Origin of the sequence: Mycobacterium sp. GA-2829 (genome assembly GCF_001499965.1) — a bacterium.
Classification (GTDB): Bacteria; Actinomycetota; Actinomycetes; order Mycobacteriales; family Mycobacteriaceae; genus Mycobacterium.
Genome location: NZ_LQIT01000089.1, coordinates 38,239 through 59,713, shown reverse-complemented (window position 1 = coordinate 59,713; position 21,475 = coordinate 38,239). Strand labels below are relative to the sequence as shown.

Sequence of the window (21,475 nt, the reverse complement as noted above, 5' to 3'; positions counted from 1 at the left end):
GTCCCCACTACACTGGATCGGTAGCTAATCGGAGGAGATGACTGTGGAAAGCGCAGGGCTCAACGGCTCGACCCAGCAGACCGGCACCGCCCGGGTGAAGCGCGGCATGGCCGAGATGCTCAAGGGCGGCGTGATCATGGACGTGGTCACCCCCGAGCAGGCCCGGATCGCCGAAGGTGCGGGCGCGGTCGCGGTGATGGCGCTCGAGCGGGTGCCCGCCGACATCCGCGCCCAGGGCGGCGTGTCCCGGATGAGTGATCCGGACATGATCGAGGGCATCATCGACGCGGTCAGCATCCCGGTGATGGCCAAGGCGCGTATCGGGCACTTCGTCGAGGCGCAGATCCTGCAGAGCCTCGGGGTGGACTACGTCGACGAATCCGAGGTCCTCACCCCCGCCGACTACACCAACCACATCGACAAGTGGAAGTTCACCGTCCCGTTCGTGTGCGGGGCCACCAACCTCGGGGAGGCGCTGCGGCGCATCACCGAGGGGGCGGCGATGATCCGCTCCAAGGGTGAGGCCGGCACCGGCGACGTCTCCAACGCCACCACCCACATGCGCAAGATCGGCGGCGAGATCCGCAGGCTGACGTCGCTGAGTGAGGACGAGCTCTACGTCGCGGCCAAGGAGCTGCAGGCGCCGTACGACCTGGTGGTCGAGGTGGCCCGCGCAGGCAAGCTGCCGGTGACGCTGTTCACCGCGGGCGGCATCGCCACCCCGGCGGATGCGGCGATGATGATGCAGCTCGGCGCCGAGGGCGTGTTCGTGGGTTCGGGCATCTTCAAATCCGGCAACCCGGCCGAGCGGGCGGCCGCGATCGTCAAGGCGACGACGTTCTACGACGACCCGGACGTGCTGGCCAAGGTGTCGCGTGGGCTGGGTGAGGCGATGGTCGGCATCAACGTGGAGGACATCGCCCAGCCGCACCGGCTCGCCGAACGCGGCTGGTAAGACTTCCTGCATGTCGATCGAGCAGATCCTCGACCTCGAACAACTCGAGGTCAACATCTACCGCGGTGCGGTGTTCAGCCCCGAGTCGGGCTTCCTGCAGCGCACCTTCGGCGGACACGTCGCCGGCCAGTCGCTGGTGTCGGCGGTCCGCACGGTCGACCCGAAGTACCAGGTGCACTCGCTGCACGGATACTTCCTGCGGCCCGGCGACGCGCGCGCGCCGTCGGTGTACACCGTCGAGCGCATCCGCGACGGCGGCTCGTTCTGCACCCGCCGGGTCAGCGCGATCCAGCACGGCGAGACCATCTTCTCGATGTCGGCGTCGTTCCAGACCGATCAGAGCGGTATCGAACACCAGGACGCCATGCCGCCCGCTCCGCCGCCCGACGACATCCCCGACTTCAAGTCGGCGAGCCGGGTCTTCGACGATGCGAGCTTCCGCCAGTTCGACGAGTGGGACGTGCGGATCGTGCCCCGGGAACAGCTGCAGAAGCTGCCGGGTAAGGCCTCCCAGCAGCAGGTGTGGTTCCGCCACCGCGACCCGCTGCCCGACGATCCGGTGCTGCACATCTGCGCGCTGGCCTACCTCAGCGATCTGACGTTGCTGGGCTCGGCGCAGGTCAATCACCCCGACGAGCGCAAGTACCTCAACGTCGCCTCGCTCGACCACGCGATGTGGTTCATGCGGCCGTTCCGCGCCGACGAGTGGCTGCTCTACGACCAGACGTCGCCGTCGGCGTGCGGGGGGCGGGCGCTGACCCAGGGGCAGCTGTTCAACCAGTACGGCGAGATGGTCGCGGCCGTCATGCAGGAGGGGTTGACCCGCTACCCGCGTGACTTCACCCCGGGCCGGACGTGACCCCTCGTGTCGGGGTGCTCGCCCTGCAGGGGGACACCCGTGAACACCTGGCCGCGCTGACCGAGGCCGGCGCCGAGGCGGTCACGGTGCGCCGCCTGACCGAACTGGAGGCCGTCGACGCGCTGGTGATCCCCGGTGGGGAGTCGACCGCGGTGAGCCATCTGCTGCGCGAGTTCGACCTGCTCGAACCGTTGCGCGCCCGCCTCGCCGAGGGTATGCCGGCCTACGGTTCGTGTGCCGGGATGATCCTGCTGGCCAGCGAGATCCTCGACGCCGGGGCCGCGGGCCGTCAGGCCACCCCGCTCAAGGGCATCGACATGACGGTGCGCCGCAACGCATTCGGCCGTCAGGTCGACTCGTTCGAAGACGACATCGCGTTCGAGGGACTCGATTCGCCGGTGCATGCGGTGTTCATCCGCGCGCCGTGGGTCGAGCGGGTCGGCCCGGACGTCGAGGTGCTCGCCACCGCCGGTGAGCACATCGTCGCGGTCCGGCAGGGCCGCATGCTCGCCACGTCGTTCCATCCCGAGGTCACCGGCGACCGACGGGTGCACAAACTGTTCGTCGACTCGCTCTGATTCGCGATTTCGGCGCGCTCGCGTGCGGTGAGCGCACGTCAGCGCGCCGAAATCACCGGCAGCAGGAGTCTCGATGACGAGCGGACGGTGTTGCGGCTGCTGGTGCCGACGCTGGCGTGGCGGAAGTTCATGATCGCCGGGGTCGACGGATCCTGGTCGTCGCTGCTGAGCATCAACCGGATGCTGTGTCCGGACGCGAAGCGACGCGCATTGGGCACCAACGGAATTCGGTACTCGACGTCCTCGCCGACCGGTACCGCCTCCGGGGTGCGGCAGGGCAGCACCGGCGCGCCGACGCGGCTGGCCGCCTCGTCGACCGCACGCAGGCTGGCCCGCAGCCATCCCGCGGTCACATCCTCGACCGTCCCGTCGGGTGCGACGTCCTGCAGTGTGGCGATCCACGCCGTGTCGATCGCCGTGGTGGAGGCGACGAGACGCAGCTCGATGTCACCGACCACGTCGATGTCCTCGGTCAGGGCGGCGCTGGTCCACGACAACAGTGACGGCGGGTCGATGGCGCTGGGCTTGGCTCGGTTCAGCCCGGCGCCGAGCACCATGAACTCGCGGCTGCCCGGTTCCCCTTCGTCGTCGCCGAGAACCGCATCGGCGCGCAACGCCAGAGCGCGATACGCCGTGTCCGCCGGGGGCCACGACTCCGCGGTGTGCCAGCCCTCGGCGCCGGGCAGCACGTAGCGGATGGGCGGACCGTCGAGGATGCCGGTGTCGCGGCCTTTGAGCCACTGGTCGAACCACGCCAGCGCCTCGGTGTGCAGGCTCTCCCACGGCCAGGTCAGCCCGTATCGTCCGAGCATGCCGACGCGCACATTCGCGTTGTGCGACAACGCATCCCAGGTCTTGAAGGTGGACGGCAGATGTAGCGGGACGTTTTCCCAGTCGCAGCCGAGGTAGACCGGGATGTCGATGCGGTCGAGCAGGGGGAGCAGGTTGCGTTCGTCCCACCATCCGTCGCGGAACTGATGGTCGACCGCGACGTCGAGCCACAGGTCATCCCATGGGTGTGGGTGGTGGGGGAGCTTGAGCAACTGCCGCATCATCGTCACGGCGGCCTCGCCGTTCATGGTCGCGAACTTGCGGTGCAGCGGGGGCGTATGCAGGACGCGCCGAAACAGGCCGACGACGTGGCCGCGCCACAGTGCGTCACTGCGCTCGGAGGTCAGCCCGATCATCGACAGGAACGGCGTGACGAACGAGGAGCTCATCAGGCCGTGATGGAGGGCGGCCTCATAGAGGTCGGCGGTCACCGCGACCGGAAAGATCGCCTTCAGGTGGGGTGGTCGCTCCACCGCCGCCTCGAGTTGAGTCATGGCGAAATAACTGATGCCGATCATCCCGACGTTTCCGTCGCACCACGGCTGGGCGGCCGCCCATTCGACGAGGTCGTACATGTCACGGCGTTCCTGCGCGTCGAAGAACCCGAAGTTCCCGCCCGAGCCGCCGGTGCCCCGCACATTCGCGATGACGTGGACGTAGCCGCGCGGCACCCAGAAATCGCTCACGCCTGCCTCGATGAATCCCGCTGGGGCGCCGAGATTCTGGATCTGCCGGGGGTAGGGCGACGCAGCGATCAAGGCGGGGTGCCGGCCGTCGTCCGCGGGGCGATGCACGTCGGCGAGCAACGCGACACCATCACGCATCGGCACGGCGAGGTTCACGTCGTGGGTGACGCGGAAGCGCGGTCGACTCAGCTCCCGGTAGTTGCGGCCGGTGGTCTGCGGACCGTTGAGGGCGTACACAAGTTTCACGCTACGTTGAAACTAGTCTCAACGCAACATGAAATTCGGGTAGGCTCGGACGGTGCCGAAACGAACTGCGCCGGGGCCCCGGGACGAGCGGGGCGTGCTGGCCGCGCGCATCCTCGCCGCCGCACGCATACAGTTCGCAGAGAACGGATCGGCCGGCACCACGATGCGGGCCGTGGCCCGGGCCGCCGACGTCGATCCCGCCCTCGTCTACCACTACTTCGGATCCAAAGACGCGCTGCTCGACGCGGCCACCGACCCGCCGCAGCGCTGGCTGGAAAGTGTGGTCACGACATGGGCCACCCCGGTCGGCGAGCTGGGTGCGGCGTTGCTCCGGCTGATGCTGGGTGCCTGGGCCGACGACGAGATCGGCCCGGTGTTGCGGGCGGTGCTGCAGACCGCCGCACACGAATCGTCGACCCGCGACAAACTCCGCAACATCGTGGAGCGCAGTCTGATGGGCGTCTCGCACCTCGGGGCCGACGAACGCGACCGGAAGGTGCGCAGCGGGCTGATCTCTTCGCAGATCATGGGCCTGGCGATGATGCGCTACATCTGGCGCATCGAACCGGTCGCGTCGATGTCCGAGGACGAACTCGTCGCCGCGGTCGCGCCGAACCTACAGCGCTACATCGACGGCGACCTGACGCGTTAGGTCTGCGCGGGCAGCACGTGGTCGGCCACCCGATCCGTCGACAGGCACAGCGAGCAGATGTATGCCTCGTGGGTGGCGCACCGCATCATGTCCGGCCGTTCGTATCCGTGATGGCAGACGTGGCAGTCGAGATGTTCACCGGACGGGTTGCCGTACTCGTCGTACATCGGCAGGTCGATGCCGTCATCAGTGCGGCGCAGGTAGTAGCGGCCCCTGGTGGCGATCGCGAAGATCGGCGGCAGCACCAGGCCGAGTCCGATCGCGACCAGCGGTGAGTACGCCCGGATCGTCTCGCCCAATCCGCCGAAGAACGCCACGATCGACACGCCGGCGGCGATCAACATGGACCCGAAGCCGACCGGGTTGATCGCGTACAGCATGCCGCGGCGGAACTCGGGCGCCTTGGGGGAGATGCCCAGCAGGTGTTTGTTGACGACGATGTCGGAAGCCACCACGACGACCCAGGCCATCCCGCAGTTGGCGTAGAACCCGAGAATCGTGTTGAGGAAGTCGAACATGTTGGCTTCCATCAGGATCAGCGCGATCACGAGATTGAACGCCAGGAACACCAACCGGCCGGGGTAGTGCTTGGTCAGGCGGGTGAACGAGTTCGTCCACGCCAGCGATCCGGAGTAGGCGTTGGTGACGTTGATCTTGATTTGGCTGATGACGACGAGCACGACCGCCAGCGTCATGGCCAGCCAGCCGGGCAGGAAGTTCTCGTAGATCTCGAGGAACTGGTGCACCGGCTGGTTCGCGATGCCCGTGCTGTCGGCGACATTGGCGATCAGGTACACCGCGAGGAACAGCCCGACGATCTGCTTGATCGCACCGAAGAACACCCAGCCCGGGCCGGCCAGGATCATCCACGTCCACCAGCTGCGGCTGTTCTCCGGCGTCTTCGGTGGCATGAAGCGCAGGTAGTCGATCTGCTCGGCGATCTGGGCGATCAGCGACAGGCACACCCCGGCGGCCAGCAGCGTCGAGCCGAGGGCAAAGCCGCCCGCACCCTCCTCACCCTGGTAGGCGAAGAACTGCCCGATCGACTCCGGGTGGCTCACCACGAGGTAGACGAAGGGTGCGACCATCAGCACCAGCCACAGCGGAGTCGTCCACACCTGCAGCGTCGAGAGCACTTTCATGCCGTAGATCACCAGCGGGAAGATGACGATCGTCGAGACCGCGTAGCCCAGCCACAGCGGCACGCCGAGACCGAGCTCCAACCCCTGGGCCATGATCGACCCCTCGAGCGCGAAGAAGATGAACGTGAAGGTCGCCATGATGACGTTGGTGACCACTGAGCCGTAGTAGCCGAAGCCGCTGCCGCGGGTGATCAGGTCCAGATCCATGTTGTAGCGCGCCGCGTAGTAGGCGAGCGGAAAGCCGGACGCGAAGATGACGACGGCGAAGATCAGGATGCCCCACAGCGCGTTGGTGGTGCCGTAGGCGATGCCGATGTTCGCACCGATCGCGAAGTCCGCGAGGTAGGCGATGCCGCCGAGCGCGGAGACCCCAACCACGCCGGTCGACCATTTTCGGTAGCTGCGCGGGGCGAATCGCAGCGTGTAGTCCTCGAGTGTCTCCTTGGTGGCGGTCAGCCGATCGGCCGTGTCGACCGGATCCCTGCTCACGTCCTGAGTCATCCGGCAAAGCTAGGTCGGCCGTATTTCGCGGGCGTGACGAACGTGTTCCACTCGAAGTGCTTCGGTGCTTACGGGGCCACGATCGCTGCCACGTAGACTCGTCTACCGGACTCGAACTTGAGCTAGAGAGGTAGTTCGCCGATGAGCGGCCATTCCAAGTGGGCGACCACGAAGCACAAGAAGGCGATCATCGACGCCCGCCGTGGGAAGAACTTCGCCAAGCTGATCAAGAACATCGAGGTGGCGGCCCGTACCGGCGGCGGCGATCCCGGTGGCAACCCGACCCTCTACGACGCCATCCAGAAGGCGAAGAAGAGTTCGGTGCCCAACGACAACATCGAGCGGGCCCGCAAACGCGGCGCCGGTGAAGAGGCGGGCGGCGCCGACTGGCAGACCATCACCTACGAGGGCTACGGCCCCAACGGGGTCGCGGTGCTCATCGAATGCCTCACCGACAACCGCAACCGCGCCGCGGGTGAGGTGCGTGTCGCGATGACCCGCAACGGCGGCAACATGGCCGATCCGGGTTCGGTGTCCTACCTGTTCTCCCGCAAGGGTGTGGTGACCCTGGACAAGAACGATCTCACCGAGGACGACGTGCTGACGGCCGTGCTCGAGGCCGGTGCCGAAGAGGTCAACGACCTCGGCGACAGCTTCGAGATCATCTCCGAGCCGACCGACCTCGTCGCGGTCCGCACCGCGCTGCAGGAGGCGGGTATCGACTACGACTCCGCCGACGCCAGCTTCCAGCCGTCGGTCACCGTGCCGCTCGACGCCGAGGGCGCCCGCAAGGTGATGAAACTCGTCGACGCCCTCGAGGACAGCGACGACGTCCAGGACGTCTACACCAACGCCGACATCCCCGACGAGATCCTGGCCCAGATCGAGGACTGACCCTCACCCCGCGGGCAGGAACGACAGCTCGGTGCACTCGGCGAGCATCTCCGAGAGCCCGGCCAGCGCGTTGACGTCCGCCGACGACGACAGGTCGGCGATCGCCCGGTGGGCGGTCACCACCAGATCGCCGATCCGGCGGCGCACTCGGTCGGCCGCACCGCAGGCCAGCACGATCCGCTGCGCCTCGGCGATCGCATCCTGATCGGCCGCCGCGTCCCCGACGATGCCGGACAGGATCTCGGCGTCTGTGGCGGGCGCCAATTCCAGTGTGGCACCGAGCAATTCGGTGGGCTTCCCGGAGCGGACGTCGTCACCGGGCGTCTTGCCGATGGTGTCGGGCGTGCCGAACATGTCGGCCAGGTCGTCGCGCAGCTGGAACGCCTGCCCGACGGCGCCCGCGTACTCGCGCAGCGTCCGGGCCGTCGCGGGCGATCCGCCTCCGGCGAGTTCGAGGCCGAGTTCGACCGGCCGCTCGACGGTGTAGGCGCTGGTCTTGTAGCGCAGGATCTTCTCGGCCGTGTCGGCGGCGTAGTCGCGGGCGGCCTGGGCCCGCAGTTCGAGCAACTGCCCCGCCAGCACCTCGAGCCGCATGCCGCGGAACGCCCGCACGGTGCGGTGCCTGACCTCGTCGGGAAGGCCGGCAACGGCGTCGTCGAACGCGTCGTGGGCGGCCGACCACAGCAGGTCGCCGACCAGCAGGGCCATGTTGTCGCCGTACTGGGTGGCGTCACCCCACGCCGCGGCGCTGCGGTGCCGGGCGGCCAGTGCGGCGCGCACCGAGGGCTGGCCGCGCCGCACCTCCGAGGCGTCGATCACGTCGTCGTGCACCAGGATCGCCGCGTGCAGCAACTCCAGCGCGGCGGCCAGACCCACCAGCGGGCGGCGCGGCGCGGCGGCCGGTGCGCCGACGCGCCAGGCCCAGTAGGCGAAGCGCGGACGCAGGCGTTTCCCGCCGGACTGCACCGCCGAACCGCAGAACGCGGCGACCGCGTCCAGACCGTCGTCGATGCTGCACAGGGGTTCGGCGACGGTGTCACGGACCACCGCGCGCAGGTGATCCTCCACGTCCGCGAGGAACTGCGTCTGGTCGGTGTCGGGCACGACGATCTCCGCTCTGGTCATGGGGCGCCGTCGCGAGTGTAGGTCTGCACACCGGGACGGGGCGCGGCGCGCGAGCGCCGAACCGGCAACGTTGTAGATGTCTACAGTCGCGCGCCACGGCGACTGTATGCCCAAACCGGACTTGGTCATCCACGGTGCCGGACACCGTCCGTCGTGCTCATACTTGCGTGTCCTCAGGGCGGTGAAAAGGAGACCAGATGACGTCCAGCGCGCAAACCGGTTCTGCGCCAACAGAATTGAGACGAGAGTTCTCGCTGTGGTCGGCGTTCGCATTTGCGTTCGCGTTCATCTCGCCGATCGTGGCGATGTACGGCATCTACGGTTTGTCGCTGGCCACAGCGGGTCCCGGATTCTGGTGGACCTTCGTCGCGGTCGGCGTGGGGCAGTGCATCGTGGCGCTGGCGTTCGCCGAACTGGTGTCCCGCTGGCCCTACGAGGGTTCGATCTTCCAGTGGACCAGGCGGTTGGCCGGTGAGGTCGCCGGCTGGCTGGCGGGCTGGGTGTACATGTGGGCCCTGGTCATCATCATGGCCACCGTCGCCTACGGCGGCGCCGGCTTCCTGGCCCAGCTCGTCGGGATCGATCGCCCGACCGCGGTCCAGCAGAGCGTCATCGCGCTGCTGATCCTGCTCGCGGGCACCGGGGCCAACATCCTGGGCCGCGGCTTCCTCAAGGCGCTCATGCTCGGCAGCATCGTCGCCGAGATCGTCGCGTCCATCGGGTTGGGCACCTACCTGCTGATCTTCCACCGCCACCACGGTTTCGACGCGATCCTGCACGGGATCGACCTGAACAGCGGCTGGTCCTGGGCCTACATCTCCGGCCCGTTCCTGGCGGCACTCGCGTTCACCGGCTGGTCGATCCTGGGCTTCGAGAGCGCCGGCGCCATCGCCGAAGAGGTCAAGGAGCCGCGGCGCAACGTCCCCAAGGCCATGCTGTTCTCCATCGCGTTCATCGCCACCGTGATCGCCTACGCCTCGCTGGCGGTGACGCTGGCGGTCCCCGACTTCGAGATGGTGCGCTCCGGTGAGGAGCCCGACCCGGTGTCCTACGTGCTGCGCAGTGCGCTCGGCGAGGCATGGGTCAAACCGATCCTGCTGGCGTTCGTCATCGGCTTCCTCGCGAGTTTCCTTGCGCTGCAGGCCTCGGGATCGCGCGTCATCTGGTCCTTCGCCCGGGAGAAGGTGCTGCCCGGCTCGGAGGTGCTCTCGAAGCTGTCCAAGTCCGAGGCCCAGCCCATCCCGGCCATCCTGGTCACCACCGTCATCGGTGCGTTCGTCTACCTGATCTCGGCCACCGACGTGTACTCGGTGCTGGTCACCTTCACCGCGGGCGGCTACTACCTGGCGTTCCTGTTCCCGCTGGTGACCGGCCTCGTCGCCCGGTTGCGCGGCAAGTGGGAACCGGGACCGTGGAACCTGGGCCGGTTCGGCACACCGGTGGCCGTGCTCGCGGTGCTGTGGGTCGGCTTCGAGTTCACCAACATCGTGTGGCCGCGCACCGTCTCCGAATCCTGGTACATGAACTGGGCCTTCTTCGTCGCGATGGGCGCGATCCTGGCCCTCGGCGCAGTGATCATCAAGGTCAAGAACGTCGGCGCGCGCGGTGCCGTCGACCCGTCGGAACCGGTGCGCACAGGCGAGGCCGAGCTCGTATGACGGCCCCCGTCGCTCTGGTCACCGGCGCGGGCAGCGGCATCGGCGCCGCGGTGGCGCAGCGGTTGGCCGACTGCGGGTGGACGGTCGCCTCGATCTCCCGCGAACCGGCCCCGGCGACGGACCTGTGGCTGACCGCCGACGTCGCCGACGAACAGGCCGTCACCGCCGCCGTCGCCGAGGTCGAGCAGGCGCTCGGACGGATCGACGCCGCCGTCGTCTGCGCGGGTCACTACGCGGAGATGCCCGCCCTGGACATCACGCAGTCCGACTGGGAGCGGATGCTGCGGGTGCACGTCGGCGGTCTGGCCCACGTGTGCCGCGCGGTACTGCCGCAGATGCGGCGACGGGGTAGCGGGCGCATCGTCGGCATCGCGTCCGAACGCGCGATCGGCGGTGGCGGCAACGACGCCCACTACGCGGCCGCCAAGGGTGCGGCGCTGAGTCTGCTGCGCAGCATCGCCACCGAGGTCGCCCCCGACGGCGTACTGGTCAACGCCGTCGCGCCGGGACCGTGCGACACCCCGCTGCTACCCGCCGATTCGTGGGAACGCGCCCCCGAGTTCGTCGCCTCGCTGCCTGCGCGTCGCATCGCCGACACCGCGGAGGTGGCCGAACTGGTCCGGGCGCTGGTGGAGGAGGACCTGTTCCTGTGCGGAGAAGTGCTGTCGGTCAACAGCGGAACGGTGATCTGAGATGAGCGACCAGACCACGCGGGTGCTCGTCACAGGTGACGACACGATGCTCGGCGCCGCGGTGCGCACCCACTTCGCCGAACGCGGCGTCGCCACCGCAGGCATCCCCGCGGATGCGGCGCACACCGACGGCGACGCGGTGCGGGCGGCCGTCGCACGGGCCGCCGACCAGATGGGCGGTGTCGACGCGCTGGTGGTGGCGCACGGACTGCCCGTCGTCGCCCCGATCGCCGAACAGTCGATGACCGACTTCTGGCGGCACGTCGACGACACACTGACCGGGAGCTTCCTGTACGCACAGGCCGCCGCCACCCACATGCGCGATGCCGGCACCGGGGGCCGGATGGTGCTGACCATTTCGCGGTGGCACATCGGCGGCCCGTCGCTCGCCGCGGTCGCGACCGCCGCGGGCGGCATCGTCGCGCTGACCAAGACGCTGACCCGTGACTTCGGTGGATTCGGTATCGGCGTCAACGCGGTGGCGGTCGGTGCGGTCGACTCGGAGTGGTCGATTTGCGATGCCACACAGGATGTTTCGTGCATGACGCCGCCGGGCGGGCGGCGCGGCACGGTCGAGCAGGCCGCACGGGTGATCGGTCTGCTCTGCCAGCGCCGGCTCGCCGCGGCCGTCGGTCAGATCGTCAACCTCGACGGTGGATTGTCCCGGAATCGGGTCTAGGAAAGGCATTCGATTGAACAACGACAGGGCTTTGTCGGCTGGCCGTACCATCGTGGGCCCGGCCGACCCGCAGGTGCAGCCCCGCTACGCGGGGTGGACCACGTTCGCGCGGCTCCCGCGGCTCGAGGACGTCGAGCACGCCGACGTCGTCGTGGTCGGCGTCCCGTTCGACAGTGCGGTCACCTACCGCCCGGGAGCGCGCTTCGGCCCCAACGCGATCCGGCAGGGGTCGCGCCTGATCCGGGGCTACAACCCGGAGCTGGACATCAAACCGTTCGAGGTGTGCCAGTTCGCCGACGCCGGTGACCTCGCCTGCAACCCGTTCGATATCGGCGAGGCGGTCAACCAGGTCGCCGATCAGCTGACCGAATTGCTCGCCGGCGGCACCCGCGCGGTGATCCTCGGTGGCGACCACTCGGTGGCGTTGCCGTCGCTGCGCGCCGCGCACTCGGTGCACGGTCCGATGGCGCTGGTGCATTTCGACGCCCACCTCGACACCTGGGACCGCTACTACGGCGCCGACATCACCCATGGGTCGCCGTTCCGCCGGGCGTTCGAGGAAGGGCTGCTGCTCGACCGCAACATGCACGTCGGGGTGCGCGGATCCATCTACGACAAGCAGGATCTCGTCGAGGACGCGAATTTCGGCTTCTCGGTGATCACCTGCCGCGACATCGACTCGCTCGGCGCCGAGGGCATCGTCGAGAAGATCCGTGCCCGGGTCGGCGACGCACCGGTCTACGTGTCGGTCGACATCGACGTCCTCGATCCCGCACACGCACCGGGCACGGGAACGCCCGAGGCGGGCGGGATGTCGAGCCGCGAACTGCTCGAGGTCATCCGCGGCCTGGACAAAGTGAATCTGGTCGCGGTCGACGTCGTCGAGGTCTCACCCGCCTACGACCACGCCGAGATCACCGCGATCGCCGCGGCGAACGTGACGTGGGAATTCCTGTCCGTCTTCGGAAGAAAGGCACAACGATGACCGCACCGACCCCCGCAGGCCCCGTGCAGTGGCCGGACGGCAAACGCTGCGCCGTCGCGTTCACCTTCGACGTGGATGCCGAATGTCCGCTGCTGACAACCGATCTGGCGTTCGCCGATCGGATGGGCGCGATGTCGCACCAGGCGTACGGCCCGCTGGTCGGCGTGCCGCGGCTGCTCGACATCCTCGAGGGCCACGGGGTGCCGGGCACGTTCTTCGTTCCCGGCTACACCGCCCACCGCCATCCGGACGCGATCCGGTCGATCGCCAAGGGTGGGCACGAGATCGCCCACCACGGCTATCTGCACGAGTCGCTGGTCGGTGTCGACGAGGACACCGAGCGCGCGATCCTGCAGCGCGGCCTCGAGGCGCTCGACGAGGTCGCCGGGGTGCGTCCGACCGGTTACCGCGCCCCGATGTGGGAGATGAACTGGCACACCCCGAAGTTGTTGGCGGAGTTCGGATTCACCTACGACTCCACGCTGATGGACTCCGACCATCCCTACGAGCTCGCCGTCGGGGACACCTCGCTGGTCGAGCTGCCGGTCAGCTGGGCGCTCGATGACTGGCAGCAGTACTGCTTCGTGCCCGACTTCTCGGGCACCGGGCTGATCGAGACGCCCGCCAAGGCGATCGAACTGTGGCGCGCCGAACTCGACGCGATGCGTGACGTCGGCGGGGCGTGGATCCTCACCAACCATCCGTTCCTGTCCGGCCGTCCCGGCCGCGCCGCCGCGCTGCGCGAGTTCATCGGCGAGGTGTGCGCGATGGACGACGTCTGGGTGGCCGGCATGAACCAGATCGCCGAGCACGTGCGCGCCCAACAGCTCACCCCGCGGACTCTCACCCGTCCCGAACCCACCCCGGTCACAGCCCGACCGTAAGGAGAACCAACCATGAACCGTGACGCCCTGACCCCCGAGAAGTTGCGCGAGGCCTACCAGCACGTCTGGTTCGTCGTGGCACGGTCGCAGGACATCGCCACTCCGCAGTCGGCCACGCTGCTCGACACCAACCTCGTCGTGTTCCGCGATTCGACCGGCGCCGCGCGCGTCACCGACCGGCGGTGCATCCACCGCGGCGCCAACCTCGCCGACGGCAAGGTCGTCGGCGACAGCATCCAGTGTCCGTACCACGGATGGCAGTTCGACGGCAGCAGCGGCGCGTGCTCGCGCATCCCGTCGCTGCCCGCCGACGGGCGCATCCCACCCAAGGCCGCGATCAAGGCCTACCCCGCGGTCGAACGGTTCGGGCACGTGTGGACGTGCCTGGGTGATCCGGTGTTCGACCTGCCCAACCCGCCGGAGATCGCCGACCTCGACCTGGAATGGCGTTCGGCGGAACCGATCCACGCCGACTGCGGGTTCATGGCGGCCACCGAGAACTTCCGCGACATGGCGCACTTCCCGTTCGTCCACGAACCCTCGATGGGCGACGTCGATCCCGTGGTCACCGACCTCGAGGTCAAGCGCGAGGGCCGCGAGGTGTGGGCGTCCTACTACTACGAGCAGGTGCCGTCCGCGCAGTTCTCCGCGGTCGGCGACGCGTGGATGCACTATCACTCCTACGCGCCCGGGATCGCCACGATCCTCTACGATTTCGGACCCGAGACGGGTAAGCGCTACCTCGTGGACTTCCCGTCCCCGGTGAGCTACGACAAGTGCGTCATCTTCTGGGGTGTGGCCACCGACCGCGACTTCCGCGGCGGCAGCGTCGACGAGATCCTGGCGGTCGAGACCATGGTGTTCAACGAGGACACCCCGGTGCTGGAAGGGTTGGAGCCCAAGGAGGTTCCGCTGGCCGGGCAGGCGTTCGAGGTCTCCGCGCCCGCCGACATCTACACCCTGAACTACCGGCGGGCCACCCAGTACGCGGTGCAGACCATCCAGGAGGCGCGCGGACTGGTCGAGGCGGCGTCCGAGCCGGTCGAGACCAACGGCCACATCCGCGTATGAAACTCCGTGTCACCCAGCTGAAGTGGGAGGCGGCCGGCATCGTCAGCGTGGAGCTGCGCAGCCCCACCCGTGAGCGGTTGCCCGCATGGACGCCCGGTGCGCACGTGCCCGTGACGCTGCCGTCGGGGCTGATGCGGCAGTACTCGCTGTGCGGATCGGCCGATGACCCGTACAGCTACACGGTCGCGGTGTTCCTGGTCGGTGACGGGCGCGGCGGGTCCCGGGAGATCCACCAGCGGTTGCGCATCGGCGAGGTGCTCGAGGTGGGGGAGCCCCGCAACAACTTCGAGCTCGCCGAGGCGGCGCGGTACCTGTTCTTCGCCGGGGGTGTGGGCATCACCCCGATCCTGGCGATGATCGAATCGCTGCAGCGTCGCCTGGACCCGCCGCCGTGGCGGCTGGTCTACGGCGGCCGCGACCGCGAGGCGATGGCGTTCGTCGAGCGGTTGCCGGTCCGCGACGAGGTGGTGCTGGTCCCGCAGGACGAGGCCGGGTTCCCCGACATCGCCGGCGCCCTGGCCGCCAGCCCGACGGGCACGGCGGTGTACTGCTGCGGCCCGCCGGCGATGATCGCCGCGGTGCAGGACGCCTGCGAGCGGCATCCGGAGCTGACGCTGCACGTGGAGCGGTTCACCGCCGCCGCGGCGGAAATGCCCGTTGCCGACGGCGGCGCCTTCGACGTGGAGTTGGCGCGCACCGGTCTCACCGTCACGGTGCCCGAGGGGACCAGCGTGCTCGACGCGGTCCTCGAGGTGAACCCGGATGCCGCGTACTCCTGTGCGGCCGGGTTCTGCGGTACGTGCGAGACGAAGGTGCTCGCCGGTGAGGTCGATCACCGCGACGAGTTGCTCAGCGACGCCGAGCGCAGCGCCAACGCCACGATGATGATCTGCGTGTCCCGTTCCCGCGACGGAGGGAAATTGACGCTCGATCTGTGAGGACGCTGTCAGCGGCCTAGACTCCGCTGCCATGACGGTCCAGGCAGAGCGCACGATGACAGCACCTCAGCCCCACGACGGCACCGTCAGCCTCGCCGAACTGCTGGCCGAACCCGATCTGCACGTGGACCCGGTCGGCGCGGTCGGCGACGTCGACCGGCCGATCCGCTACGTGTATCCCACCGAGTTGGCCGACCCGTCGCCGTACCTGTCCGGTGCCGAGTTGATCCTCAGCGTCGGAGTCCCGGTAGCCGGGCAGCCCGACGACGCGATCGCGCGCTACGTCACCACCTTGACCGACCGCGGGGTGGCCGCGCTGCTCATCGGACTCGGCGACGTCCTCGACGACCTGCCGGACGCGTTGATCCAGGCGTGCCGCGCGAACGACCTGCCGTTGCTGGTGCAACGTGCGGCGGTGCCGTTCCGCCGGATCGTCGACTGGGCGGAGTCGCGGCGGGCCGCCGACCGGGAGGCGGACGCCCACGAACGCGAACTCGGCTCGATCCTGCGGTGGTTCGTCGCGGGCACCCTGGGCGTGGGCCCGGTGGAGTCGGCGCTGACCCGCTACGGGCTGGCCGCCGCGCCCGTCACCGTCTGCGCGTTCGACGCCGACGTGCACACCCGTGTGCACGAGCTGGTGGACCGGCACCGGGGTGCGGTGGCGCTGCTCGACGACCGCATCGTCGCGCTGGTGCCGCAGTCGGCGGACTTCGATTCCGAGTTGGCGGTGTCGTCGCTGGTGTGCGGGGTGGCGATGGGCGCCGACGCGCAGTCGATGGCGTCGGCGATCCCCGAGGCGCTGGAGGCGCTGCACGAGGCGATCCGCTCGCGGCGCACCGTGCACATCGATGAGATCGCCACGCTCGACGGGCTGCTGGCCGCGGTCCCGAAGGTGCGGTTGGTGCCGTTCGTGCACCGGTTGCTGGTACCGCTGGTCGACCACGACCGGGGCAACAACTCCTACCTGGTGGCCTCGCTCAAGGCGTTCCTCGCCCCGCACCATGACCTCTCGACCGCGGCGGCCGAGCTCTACGTCCACGTCAACACGCTACGCAACCGGTTGGCCAAGATCGCCGAACTCACCGGCGCCAACCCGCTCGTCGAGGCCGACCGCGTCAACTTCCGCATCGCGCTGTGGGCCGCGCACAACATGGGTATGGGCGGCGATCCCGAGTCCCGCCCCGAGGCGGCGCCGCCGGTCGCGAAACCCCGCTCGCACAACGCATTCGGATCACCCAATCGGAGCCGGCGCACGCCCGGTGTGTAGGCGCCTACACCCGTGCGGCGGATCGGCTGTCGGGTTCTCCAACTACCGCGCGCGCAGCCCGCGGGCTCGGTAGGGTCATCAGCACCGGTTTCGACAACAGTGAGGGAAATGCCTTGATCCTGTATGTCTTTCGCTGCGAATCCGGATGTGGCACCACGCAGCAGATGCATCCGATGCACAACCGCCCCGATGCGGTGGAGTGTCCGGACTGCGGCGGTTCGGCGCGCCGGATGATGGCGTCGCCGAACCTGGGCACCGGCGGCGCCGCGATGGCGCTGCAGGACGCCACCCGGGCCACCGCCGACCGGCCCGCGGTGGTCAGCGCACCACCGGCGGCGTCGACGCGCAGGCGCCCGGTCAGTGCCAACCCGATGCACAGCAAACTCCCGCGCCCGTAGGAACCGAAGAAGGAGACCTCATGCCCGACGTAGTCTTTCCGCTCGATTCGACGAAGAAGTTCACCGATCAGGAGAAGGTCGGGCACAACCGCTGGCATCCCGACATCCCGGCCGCGGTGACGGTCAAGAAGGGCGACTCGTTCCGGGTGCACTGCCGGGAATGGTTCGACGGCGCCATCCACAACGACGATTCGGCCGACGACATCCTCAACGCGCCGCTGACCACCGTGCACACGCTTTCGGGCCCGATCGCGGTCGAGGGCGCCAAACCCGGCGACCTGCTGATCGTCGACATCCTCGACGTCGGCCCGATCCCGCAGGAGGACTCCGGACCGCTGGCCGGCCAGGGCTGGGGCTACACCGGCATCTTCCCCACGCAGAACGGCGGCGGATTCCTCACCGAACAGTTCCCCGACGCGTACAAGGCGATCTGGGACTTCTCCGGGCAGAAGGCCACCTCACGGCACATCCCGGGAGTCGAGTTCACCGGCATCGTGCACCCCGGTCTGATGGGTACCGCACCGTCGGCGGATCTGTTGGCGCGCTGGAACACTCGCGAGGCCGCACTGATCGCCACCGATCCCGACCGGGTGCCGCCGCTGGCGCTGCCGCCCGAGCCGCAGGACGCGATCCTGGGCAGCCTGACCGGTGACGCCTTCACCAAGGCCGCCGCGGAGGCCGCCAGGACCGCGCCGCCGCGCGAGAACGGCGGCAATCAGGACATCAAGAACCTGACCAAGGGCAGCCGCATCTTCTACCCGGTGTTCGTCGACGGCGCGAACCTGTCGGTCGGCGATCTGCACTTCTCCCAGGGCGACGGTGAGATCACGTTCTGCGGCGCCATCGAGATGGGCGGGTTCATCGACCTGCGCGTCGACGTCATCTCCGGCGGGATGGAGACCTACGGCGTCAGCGAGAACGCGATCTTCATGCCGGGCAACACCGATCCGCAGTACTCCGAATGGCTCGCGTTCTCCGGAACCTCGGTCACCCTCGACGACGAACAGCGGTACCTGGACTCGCATCTGGCCTACCAGCGGGCGTGTCTGCACGCGATCGACTACCTGACCAAGTTCGGTTACAGCCCCGAGCAGGCCTACCTGCTGCTCGGTGCGGCGCCGATCGAGGGGCGGCTGTCCGGCGTCGTCGACATTCCGAACGCCTGTGCCACGGTGTACATCCCGACCGCGATCTTCGACTTCCCGGTGACGCCGTCGGCGTCGGGCCCGGTGCGGATCGATCCGGGCATGGGGGCGCCGCACTCGGCGTTCTAGTCGCGGGGCTGCCCGTTCGACGTCGCGAAGTCGCGCGCACGGGCGTCGGCCTCGGGGCTGCCCGAGAACACCGTCGACCCCACGTGGGCGGTCTCCCCGCCCGTGGTGTCGGTGCGCCGCGGGGCCGGCTGGGCCGTCTCCAGCCGGAACCGCGGCGCGGTGCCGTGGGTCCGTCGGATCCAGTCGACGAGGCCTTCGCGCACCGCGCACTGCAGATCCCACAGCGCACTGGCGTCGGGGGCACTGACCAGGACACGAACCCGCACGAATCCGCCGACCGCGTCGGTCACCTGCAGTACGCCGCTGCGGCCGTCCCACTGGTCGCTCTCGGCGAGCAGCCGGTCCAGTTCGGCGCGCATGGCGTCGAACGGCACCGAGAAGTCGACGTCGAGTTCGACGGTGCCCATGATCTCGGTCGCCGAGCGGGTCCAGTTCTGGAACGGCGTGGTGGTGAAGTACGTGCACGGCAGCACCAGGCGGCGTTCGTCCCACACCCGCACCACGACGTAGGTCAGCGTGATCTCCTCGATGCGGCCCCACTCCTCCTCGAGCACCACCACATCGCCGACGCGGATGGCGTCGGAGAACGCGATCTGCAGGCCGGCGAACACGGAGCCCAGCGACGTCTGCGCGGCCAGGCCGGCGACCACGGACAGCACACCGGCCGAGGCGAACAGCGTGGTGCCGATGTCGGAGAACGACGGGAACGTCATCAGGATCGCCGCGGTGCCGAGCGCGACGACGATCGCGACCGCCAGCCGGCGCAGCACGGTGACCTGCGTGCGCACCCGCCTGCGGTGCCGGTCGGCGTCGGTCAGACCGGCGTCACCGCCCCCGAAACGCGAGATGACCTGATGCTCAGCGACATTCACCAATCCGGTGATGAGCCACGTGACGGTGGCGATCAGCGCGATGACCAGCGTGTGGTCCACCCAGCCGCGCCAGGTCGTCGCGGGATCGGCGGTGCGCTGCACGGCGATCGTCGCCGCGACGACCATGAGGATCGCCCGGATCGGCAGCCGCGTGCACATCTCGATGTCCTTGACGATGTGGCTGCGCCGCGCGACGCGGGACAGCACCCAGGTGAGCACGATGCCCAGCAGGTAGGCGGCGACCACGGCGCCGGCGACCCAGCTGAGGGTGACGGCGAGGTTGGTGGCGGACTGGAGTTCGGTCTCTTCGGGCATCGGGGGCATCGGCTCCACGGCTCGGGTGCGACGGTCCATTTCGACGGTAGCGGCGCCCGCGCCGACCGTCATCCCGTCACGCCTCGCGAAACCGCCCGTGCGGCGCAGCGATCCGCGATGATGTCGCCATGGCCGCGGTCACCGATCCCAACGGGACGACATGGTCGGTGCACCGGCAGTGGTGGCCGTTTCCCGGCGTCGTCGACCTCACGTTCGACGTCGTCGAATTGCTGCTTGCCCTGCCCTTTCTGCTCCTCTGGCCGGTCTGGCTGGCGACCAAGGCGCTGGGCGGGCGGTGGACGATCATCGTCGAGCGCGCCGGTGAGGAGACCGGCCGCGAACGGGTCCGCGGATGGCAGCGGTCGCAGGGCCGGATCGCGCAACTGGCGTGGGAGATCTCACAGGGCGCCCGCTCCGGACGGTTCGTGATCTAGCCGTGCCCGACCTCATCGACGCCGAGGGTGCGAAGTGGCGGGTGCGGCGGCGGTGGATGCCGCTGATCGACCGTCTCGACATGCTCAACTGGGGCGACGACTGGTTCGGCGTGCTGATGTTCGTGATCGCGCTGCCGTTCGTGCTGGCCTGGCCGTTCTGGGCGCTGGCCAAGCTCTGCGGGGTGCGGTGGAAGGTCGTGGTCACGCGTGCCGGCGAGGTGGTGACCGTCGAGAAGGTCAGGGGGTGGCGGGCCTCGGGTGCACGGATCGCCGAGATCGTCGACGGCATCCGCGTGGCCGGTGCGGTGCCGGAGACCTGACCCGGTGTGTCGCGGATATCCGCGCGCCTCTGCCCGCTAAGGTGTCGAACAAGTGTTCTCACGAAGGGGCGTTGACGTGCGGGTGATGGGAGTCGATCCCGGGTTGACGCGGTGCGGGCTCTCGGTCATCGAGAGTGGGCGCGGTCGTCAGGTCATCGCACTCGACGTGGACGTGGTGCGCACCCCGGCCGGGGAGCAGCTGCACCGGCGGCTGCTGACGATCAGCGACACCGTCGAGTACTGGATGGACACCCACCGGCCCGACGTGATCGCGATCGAGCGGGTGTTCGCCAACCACAACGCCAACACCGCGATGGGCACCGCACAGGCCGGCGGCGTCATCGCGCTGGCGGCGGCCAAACGCGACATCGACGTGCACTTCCACACGCCCAGCGAGGTGAAGGCCGCCGTCACCGGCAACGGCCGCGCCGACAAAGCCCAGGTGACCGAGATGGTGACGAGAATCCTGGCGCTGCAGGCCAAACCGACACCGGCCGACGCCGCCGACGCGCTGGCGCTGGCGATCTGCCACTGCTGGCGGGCGCCGATGCTGGCCAGGATGGCCGCCGCGGAGGCGAAGGCGGCCGAGGCACGCCGCACCTACCAGGCCAAGCTGAAGGCGGCGCGGTGATCGCCTCGGTGCGCGGTGAGGTCATCGACATCGCGTTGGACCACGCGGTGATCGAGGCCGCGGGGGTGGGCTACAAGGTGATGGCCACGCCGTCGACACTGGCCACGCTGCGCCGCGGCGAGGAATCACGATTGATCACGGCGATGATCGTGCGCGAGGACTCGATGACGCTGTACGGATTCGCCGACGCCGACGCCCGCGACCTGTTCTCCACGCTGCTCGGTGTCTCCGGGGTGGGGCCGAAGATCGCGCTGGCCACGTTGGCGGTCTACGACGCGTCCGCGCTGCGGCAGGCGCTCGCCGACGGTGACGTGACCGCGCTGACCCGGGTGCCCGGGATCGGCAAACGCGGCGCCGAGCGGATGGTGCTGGAGTTGCGCGACAAGATCGGCCCGGTCACCGCGGGCACGTCGGTCACCGCCGCGACCGGGCACGCGGTGCGCGGGCCCGTCGTCGAAGCGCTTGTCGGCCTTGGGTTTCCGGCCAAGCAGGCCGAGGAGGCCTGCGACAAGGTGCTCGCCGACGATCCCGACGCGACCACCTCGAGCGCGCTGCGGGCGGCGTTGTCGATGCTGGGGAAGAAGTAGT

Annotated in this window: 23 protein-coding genes; 19 read left to right on the top strand and 4 right to left on the bottom strand. The window is 69.0% G+C overall.

What is annotated here, in order from left to right; genetic code table 11:
* Positions 1-37 precede the first annotated feature (37 nt).
* The 3 genes from pdxS to pdxT are packed head-to-tail and all read left to right on the top strand — an operon-like array spanning position 38 to position 2,392.
* Entirely contained in the window at positions 38-955 is a 918-nt protein-coding gene (pdxS, locus tag AU194_RS30020; RefSeq protein ID WP_059092899.1) for a pyridoxal 5'-phosphate synthase lyase subunit PdxS, read from the top strand.
* Positions 956-965: 10 nt separating this feature from the next.
* Positions 966-1,814, top strand: coding sequence for an acyl-CoA thioesterase II (tesB, locus tag AU194_RS30015; protein ID WP_059092898.1), 849 nt, complete (start codon positions 966-968; stop codon positions 1,812-1,814).
* Positions 1,811-2,392, top strand: a complete 582-nt coding sequence (pdxT, locus tag AU194_RS30010) for a pyridoxal 5'-phosphate synthase glutaminase subunit PdxT (protein ID WP_059092897.1) — start codon at positions 1,811-1,813, stop codon at positions 2,390-2,392. The genes tesB and pdxT overlap by 4 nt, the downstream gene beginning before the upstream one ends.
* Before the next feature lie 38 nt (positions 2,393-2,430).
* Here pdxT and AU194_RS30005 read toward each other — a convergent pair whose 3' ends face one another.
* Complete coding sequence (locus AU194_RS30005) at positions 2,431-4,146, bottom strand: CocE/NonD family hydrolase (RefSeq protein WP_231743640.1); 1,716 nt, start codon at positions 4,144-4,146, stop codon at positions 2,431-2,433.
* A 61-nt stretch (positions 4,147-4,207) separates the two neighbouring features.
* On the opposite strand from AU194_RS30005, the gene AU194_RS30000 reads away from it, so the two are divergent.
* Positions 4,208-4,807, top strand: a complete 600-nt coding sequence (locus AU194_RS30000; protein WP_059092895.1) for a TetR family transcriptional regulator — start codon at positions 4,208-4,210, stop codon at positions 4,805-4,807.
* On the opposite strand, the gene AU194_RS29995 is transcribed toward AU194_RS30000, so the two are convergent.
* Complete coding sequence (locus AU194_RS29995) at positions 4,804-6,450, bottom strand: cytosine permease (RefSeq protein WP_059092894.1); 1,647 nt, start codon at positions 6,448-6,450, stop codon at positions 4,804-4,806. The two genes, AU194_RS30000 and AU194_RS29995, sit on opposite strands and share 4 nt — an antisense overlap.
* A gap of 141 nt (positions 6,451-6,591) precedes the next feature.
* On the opposite strand from AU194_RS29995, the gene AU194_RS29990 reads away from it, so the two are divergent.
* A complete protein-coding gene (locus AU194_RS29990) occupies positions 6,592-7,344 on the top strand; it encodes a YebC/PmpR family DNA-binding transcriptional regulator (RefSeq protein ID WP_059092893.1) in 753 nt (250 codons plus the stop codon).
* A gap of 3 nt (positions 7,345-7,347) precedes the next feature.
* On the opposite strand, the gene AU194_RS29985 is transcribed toward AU194_RS29990, so the two are convergent.
* Entirely contained in the window at positions 7,348-8,469 is a 1,122-nt protein-coding gene (locus tag AU194_RS29985) for a polyprenyl synthetase family protein (RefSeq protein ID WP_231743636.1), read from the bottom strand.
* 197 nt (positions 8,470-8,666) lie between these two features.
* On the opposite strand from AU194_RS29985, the gene AU194_RS29980 reads away from it, so the two are divergent.
* The 10 genes from AU194_RS29980 (at position 8,667) to fmdA (ending at position 18,315) form a co-directional block, all read left to right on the top strand.
* Entirely contained in the window at positions 8,667-10,127 is a 1,461-nt protein-coding gene (locus tag AU194_RS29980; protein ID WP_059092892.1) for an APC family permease, read from the top strand.
* Positions 10,124-10,819, top strand: a complete 696-nt coding sequence (locus AU194_RS29975) for an SDR family NAD(P)-dependent oxidoreductase (RefSeq protein ID WP_059092891.1) — start codon at positions 10,124-10,126, stop codon at positions 10,817-10,819. The genes AU194_RS29980 and AU194_RS29975 overlap by 4 nt, the downstream gene beginning before the upstream one ends.
* A 1-nt stretch (position 10,820) precedes the next feature.
* Positions 10,821-11,498: an SDR family NAD(P)-dependent oxidoreductase gene (locus AU194_RS29970; RefSeq protein ID WP_059092890.1), complete on the top strand. Its 678-nt coding sequence runs from the start codon at positions 10,821-10,823 to the stop codon at positions 11,496-11,498.
* Positions 11,499-11,550: 52 nt separating this feature from the next.
* Positions 11,551-12,483: an agmatinase gene (speB, locus tag AU194_RS29965; protein WP_231743635.1), complete on the top strand. Its 933-nt coding sequence runs from the start codon at positions 11,551-11,553 to the stop codon at positions 12,481-12,483.
* Positions 12,480-13,367 (top strand): polysaccharide deacetylase, encoded by an 888-nt coding sequence (locus AU194_RS29960; RefSeq protein WP_059092888.1) that lies wholly within the window; start codon positions 12,480-12,482, stop codon positions 13,365-13,367. Before speB ends, AU194_RS29960 begins: the two co-directional genes overlap by 4 nt.
* A gap of 12 nt (positions 13,368-13,379) precedes the next feature.
* Positions 13,380-14,438, top strand: a complete 1,059-nt coding sequence (locus AU194_RS29955; RefSeq protein ID WP_059092887.1) for an aromatic ring-hydroxylating dioxygenase subunit alpha — start codon at positions 13,380-13,382, stop codon at positions 14,436-14,438.
* Complete coding sequence (locus tag AU194_RS29950) at positions 14,435-15,376, top strand: PDR/VanB family oxidoreductase (protein ID WP_059092886.1); 942 nt, start codon at positions 14,435-14,437, stop codon at positions 15,374-15,376. Before AU194_RS29955 ends, AU194_RS29950 begins: the two co-directional genes overlap by 4 nt.
* A gap of 31 nt (positions 15,377-15,407) precedes the next feature.
* On the top strand, positions 15,408-16,643 hold the full coding sequence (locus tag AU194_RS29945; RefSeq protein ID WP_059092885.1) for a PucR family transcriptional regulator: 1,236 nt from the start codon (positions 15,408-15,410) through the stop codon (positions 16,641-16,643).
* A 173-nt stretch (positions 16,644-16,816) separates the two neighbouring features.
* On the top strand, positions 16,817-17,041 hold the full coding sequence (locus tag AU194_RS32075; RefSeq protein WP_369804256.1) for a zinc ribbon domain-containing protein: 225 nt from the start codon (positions 16,817-16,819) through the stop codon (positions 17,039-17,041).
* A gap of 20 nt (positions 17,042-17,061) precedes the next feature.
* The gene (gene fmdA, locus AU194_RS29935; RefSeq protein ID WP_059092883.1) at positions 17,062-18,315 is read left to right on the top strand and encodes a formamidase; all 1,254 of its coding nucleotides are present in this window, start codon (positions 17,062-17,064) and stop codon (positions 18,313-18,315) included.
* Here the strand turns inward: fmdA and AU194_RS29930 are convergent.
* Positions 18,312-19,502: a mechanosensitive ion channel family protein gene (locus AU194_RS29930; protein WP_059093027.1), complete on the bottom strand. Its 1,191-nt coding sequence runs from the start codon at positions 19,500-19,502 to the stop codon at positions 18,312-18,314. The genes fmdA and AU194_RS29930 overlap by 4 nt on opposite strands.
* A gap of 128 nt (positions 19,503-19,630) precedes the next feature.
* On the opposite strand from AU194_RS29930, the gene AU194_RS32810 reads away from it, so the two are divergent.
* The 4 genes from AU194_RS32810 to ruvA all read left to right on the top strand — a co-directional run bounded on the left by AU194_RS32810 (position 19,631) and on the right by ruvA (position 21,474).
* Positions 19,631-19,936, top strand: coding sequence for a hypothetical protein (locus tag AU194_RS32810; RefSeq protein ID WP_231743634.1), 306 nt, complete (start codon positions 19,631-19,633; stop codon positions 19,934-19,936).
* A 2-nt stretch (positions 19,937-19,938) separates the two neighbouring features.
* The gene (locus AU194_RS32805; protein ID WP_231743633.1) at positions 19,939-20,256 is read left to right on the top strand and encodes a hypothetical protein; all 318 of its coding nucleotides are present in this window, start codon (positions 19,939-19,941) and stop codon (positions 20,254-20,256) included.
* A 76-nt stretch (positions 20,257-20,332) separates the two neighbouring features.
* On the top strand, positions 20,333-20,887 hold the full coding sequence (gene ruvC, locus AU194_RS29920; protein WP_059092882.1) for a crossover junction endodeoxyribonuclease RuvC: 555 nt from the start codon (positions 20,333-20,335) through the stop codon (positions 20,885-20,887).
* Positions 20,884-21,474 (top strand): Holliday junction branch migration protein RuvA, encoded by a 591-nt coding sequence (ruvA, locus tag AU194_RS29915; protein WP_059092881.1) that lies wholly within the window; start codon positions 20,884-20,886, stop codon positions 21,472-21,474. The genes ruvC and ruvA overlap by 4 nt, the downstream gene beginning before the upstream one ends.
* The last annotated feature ends 1 nt before the right edge of the window (position 21,475 follow it).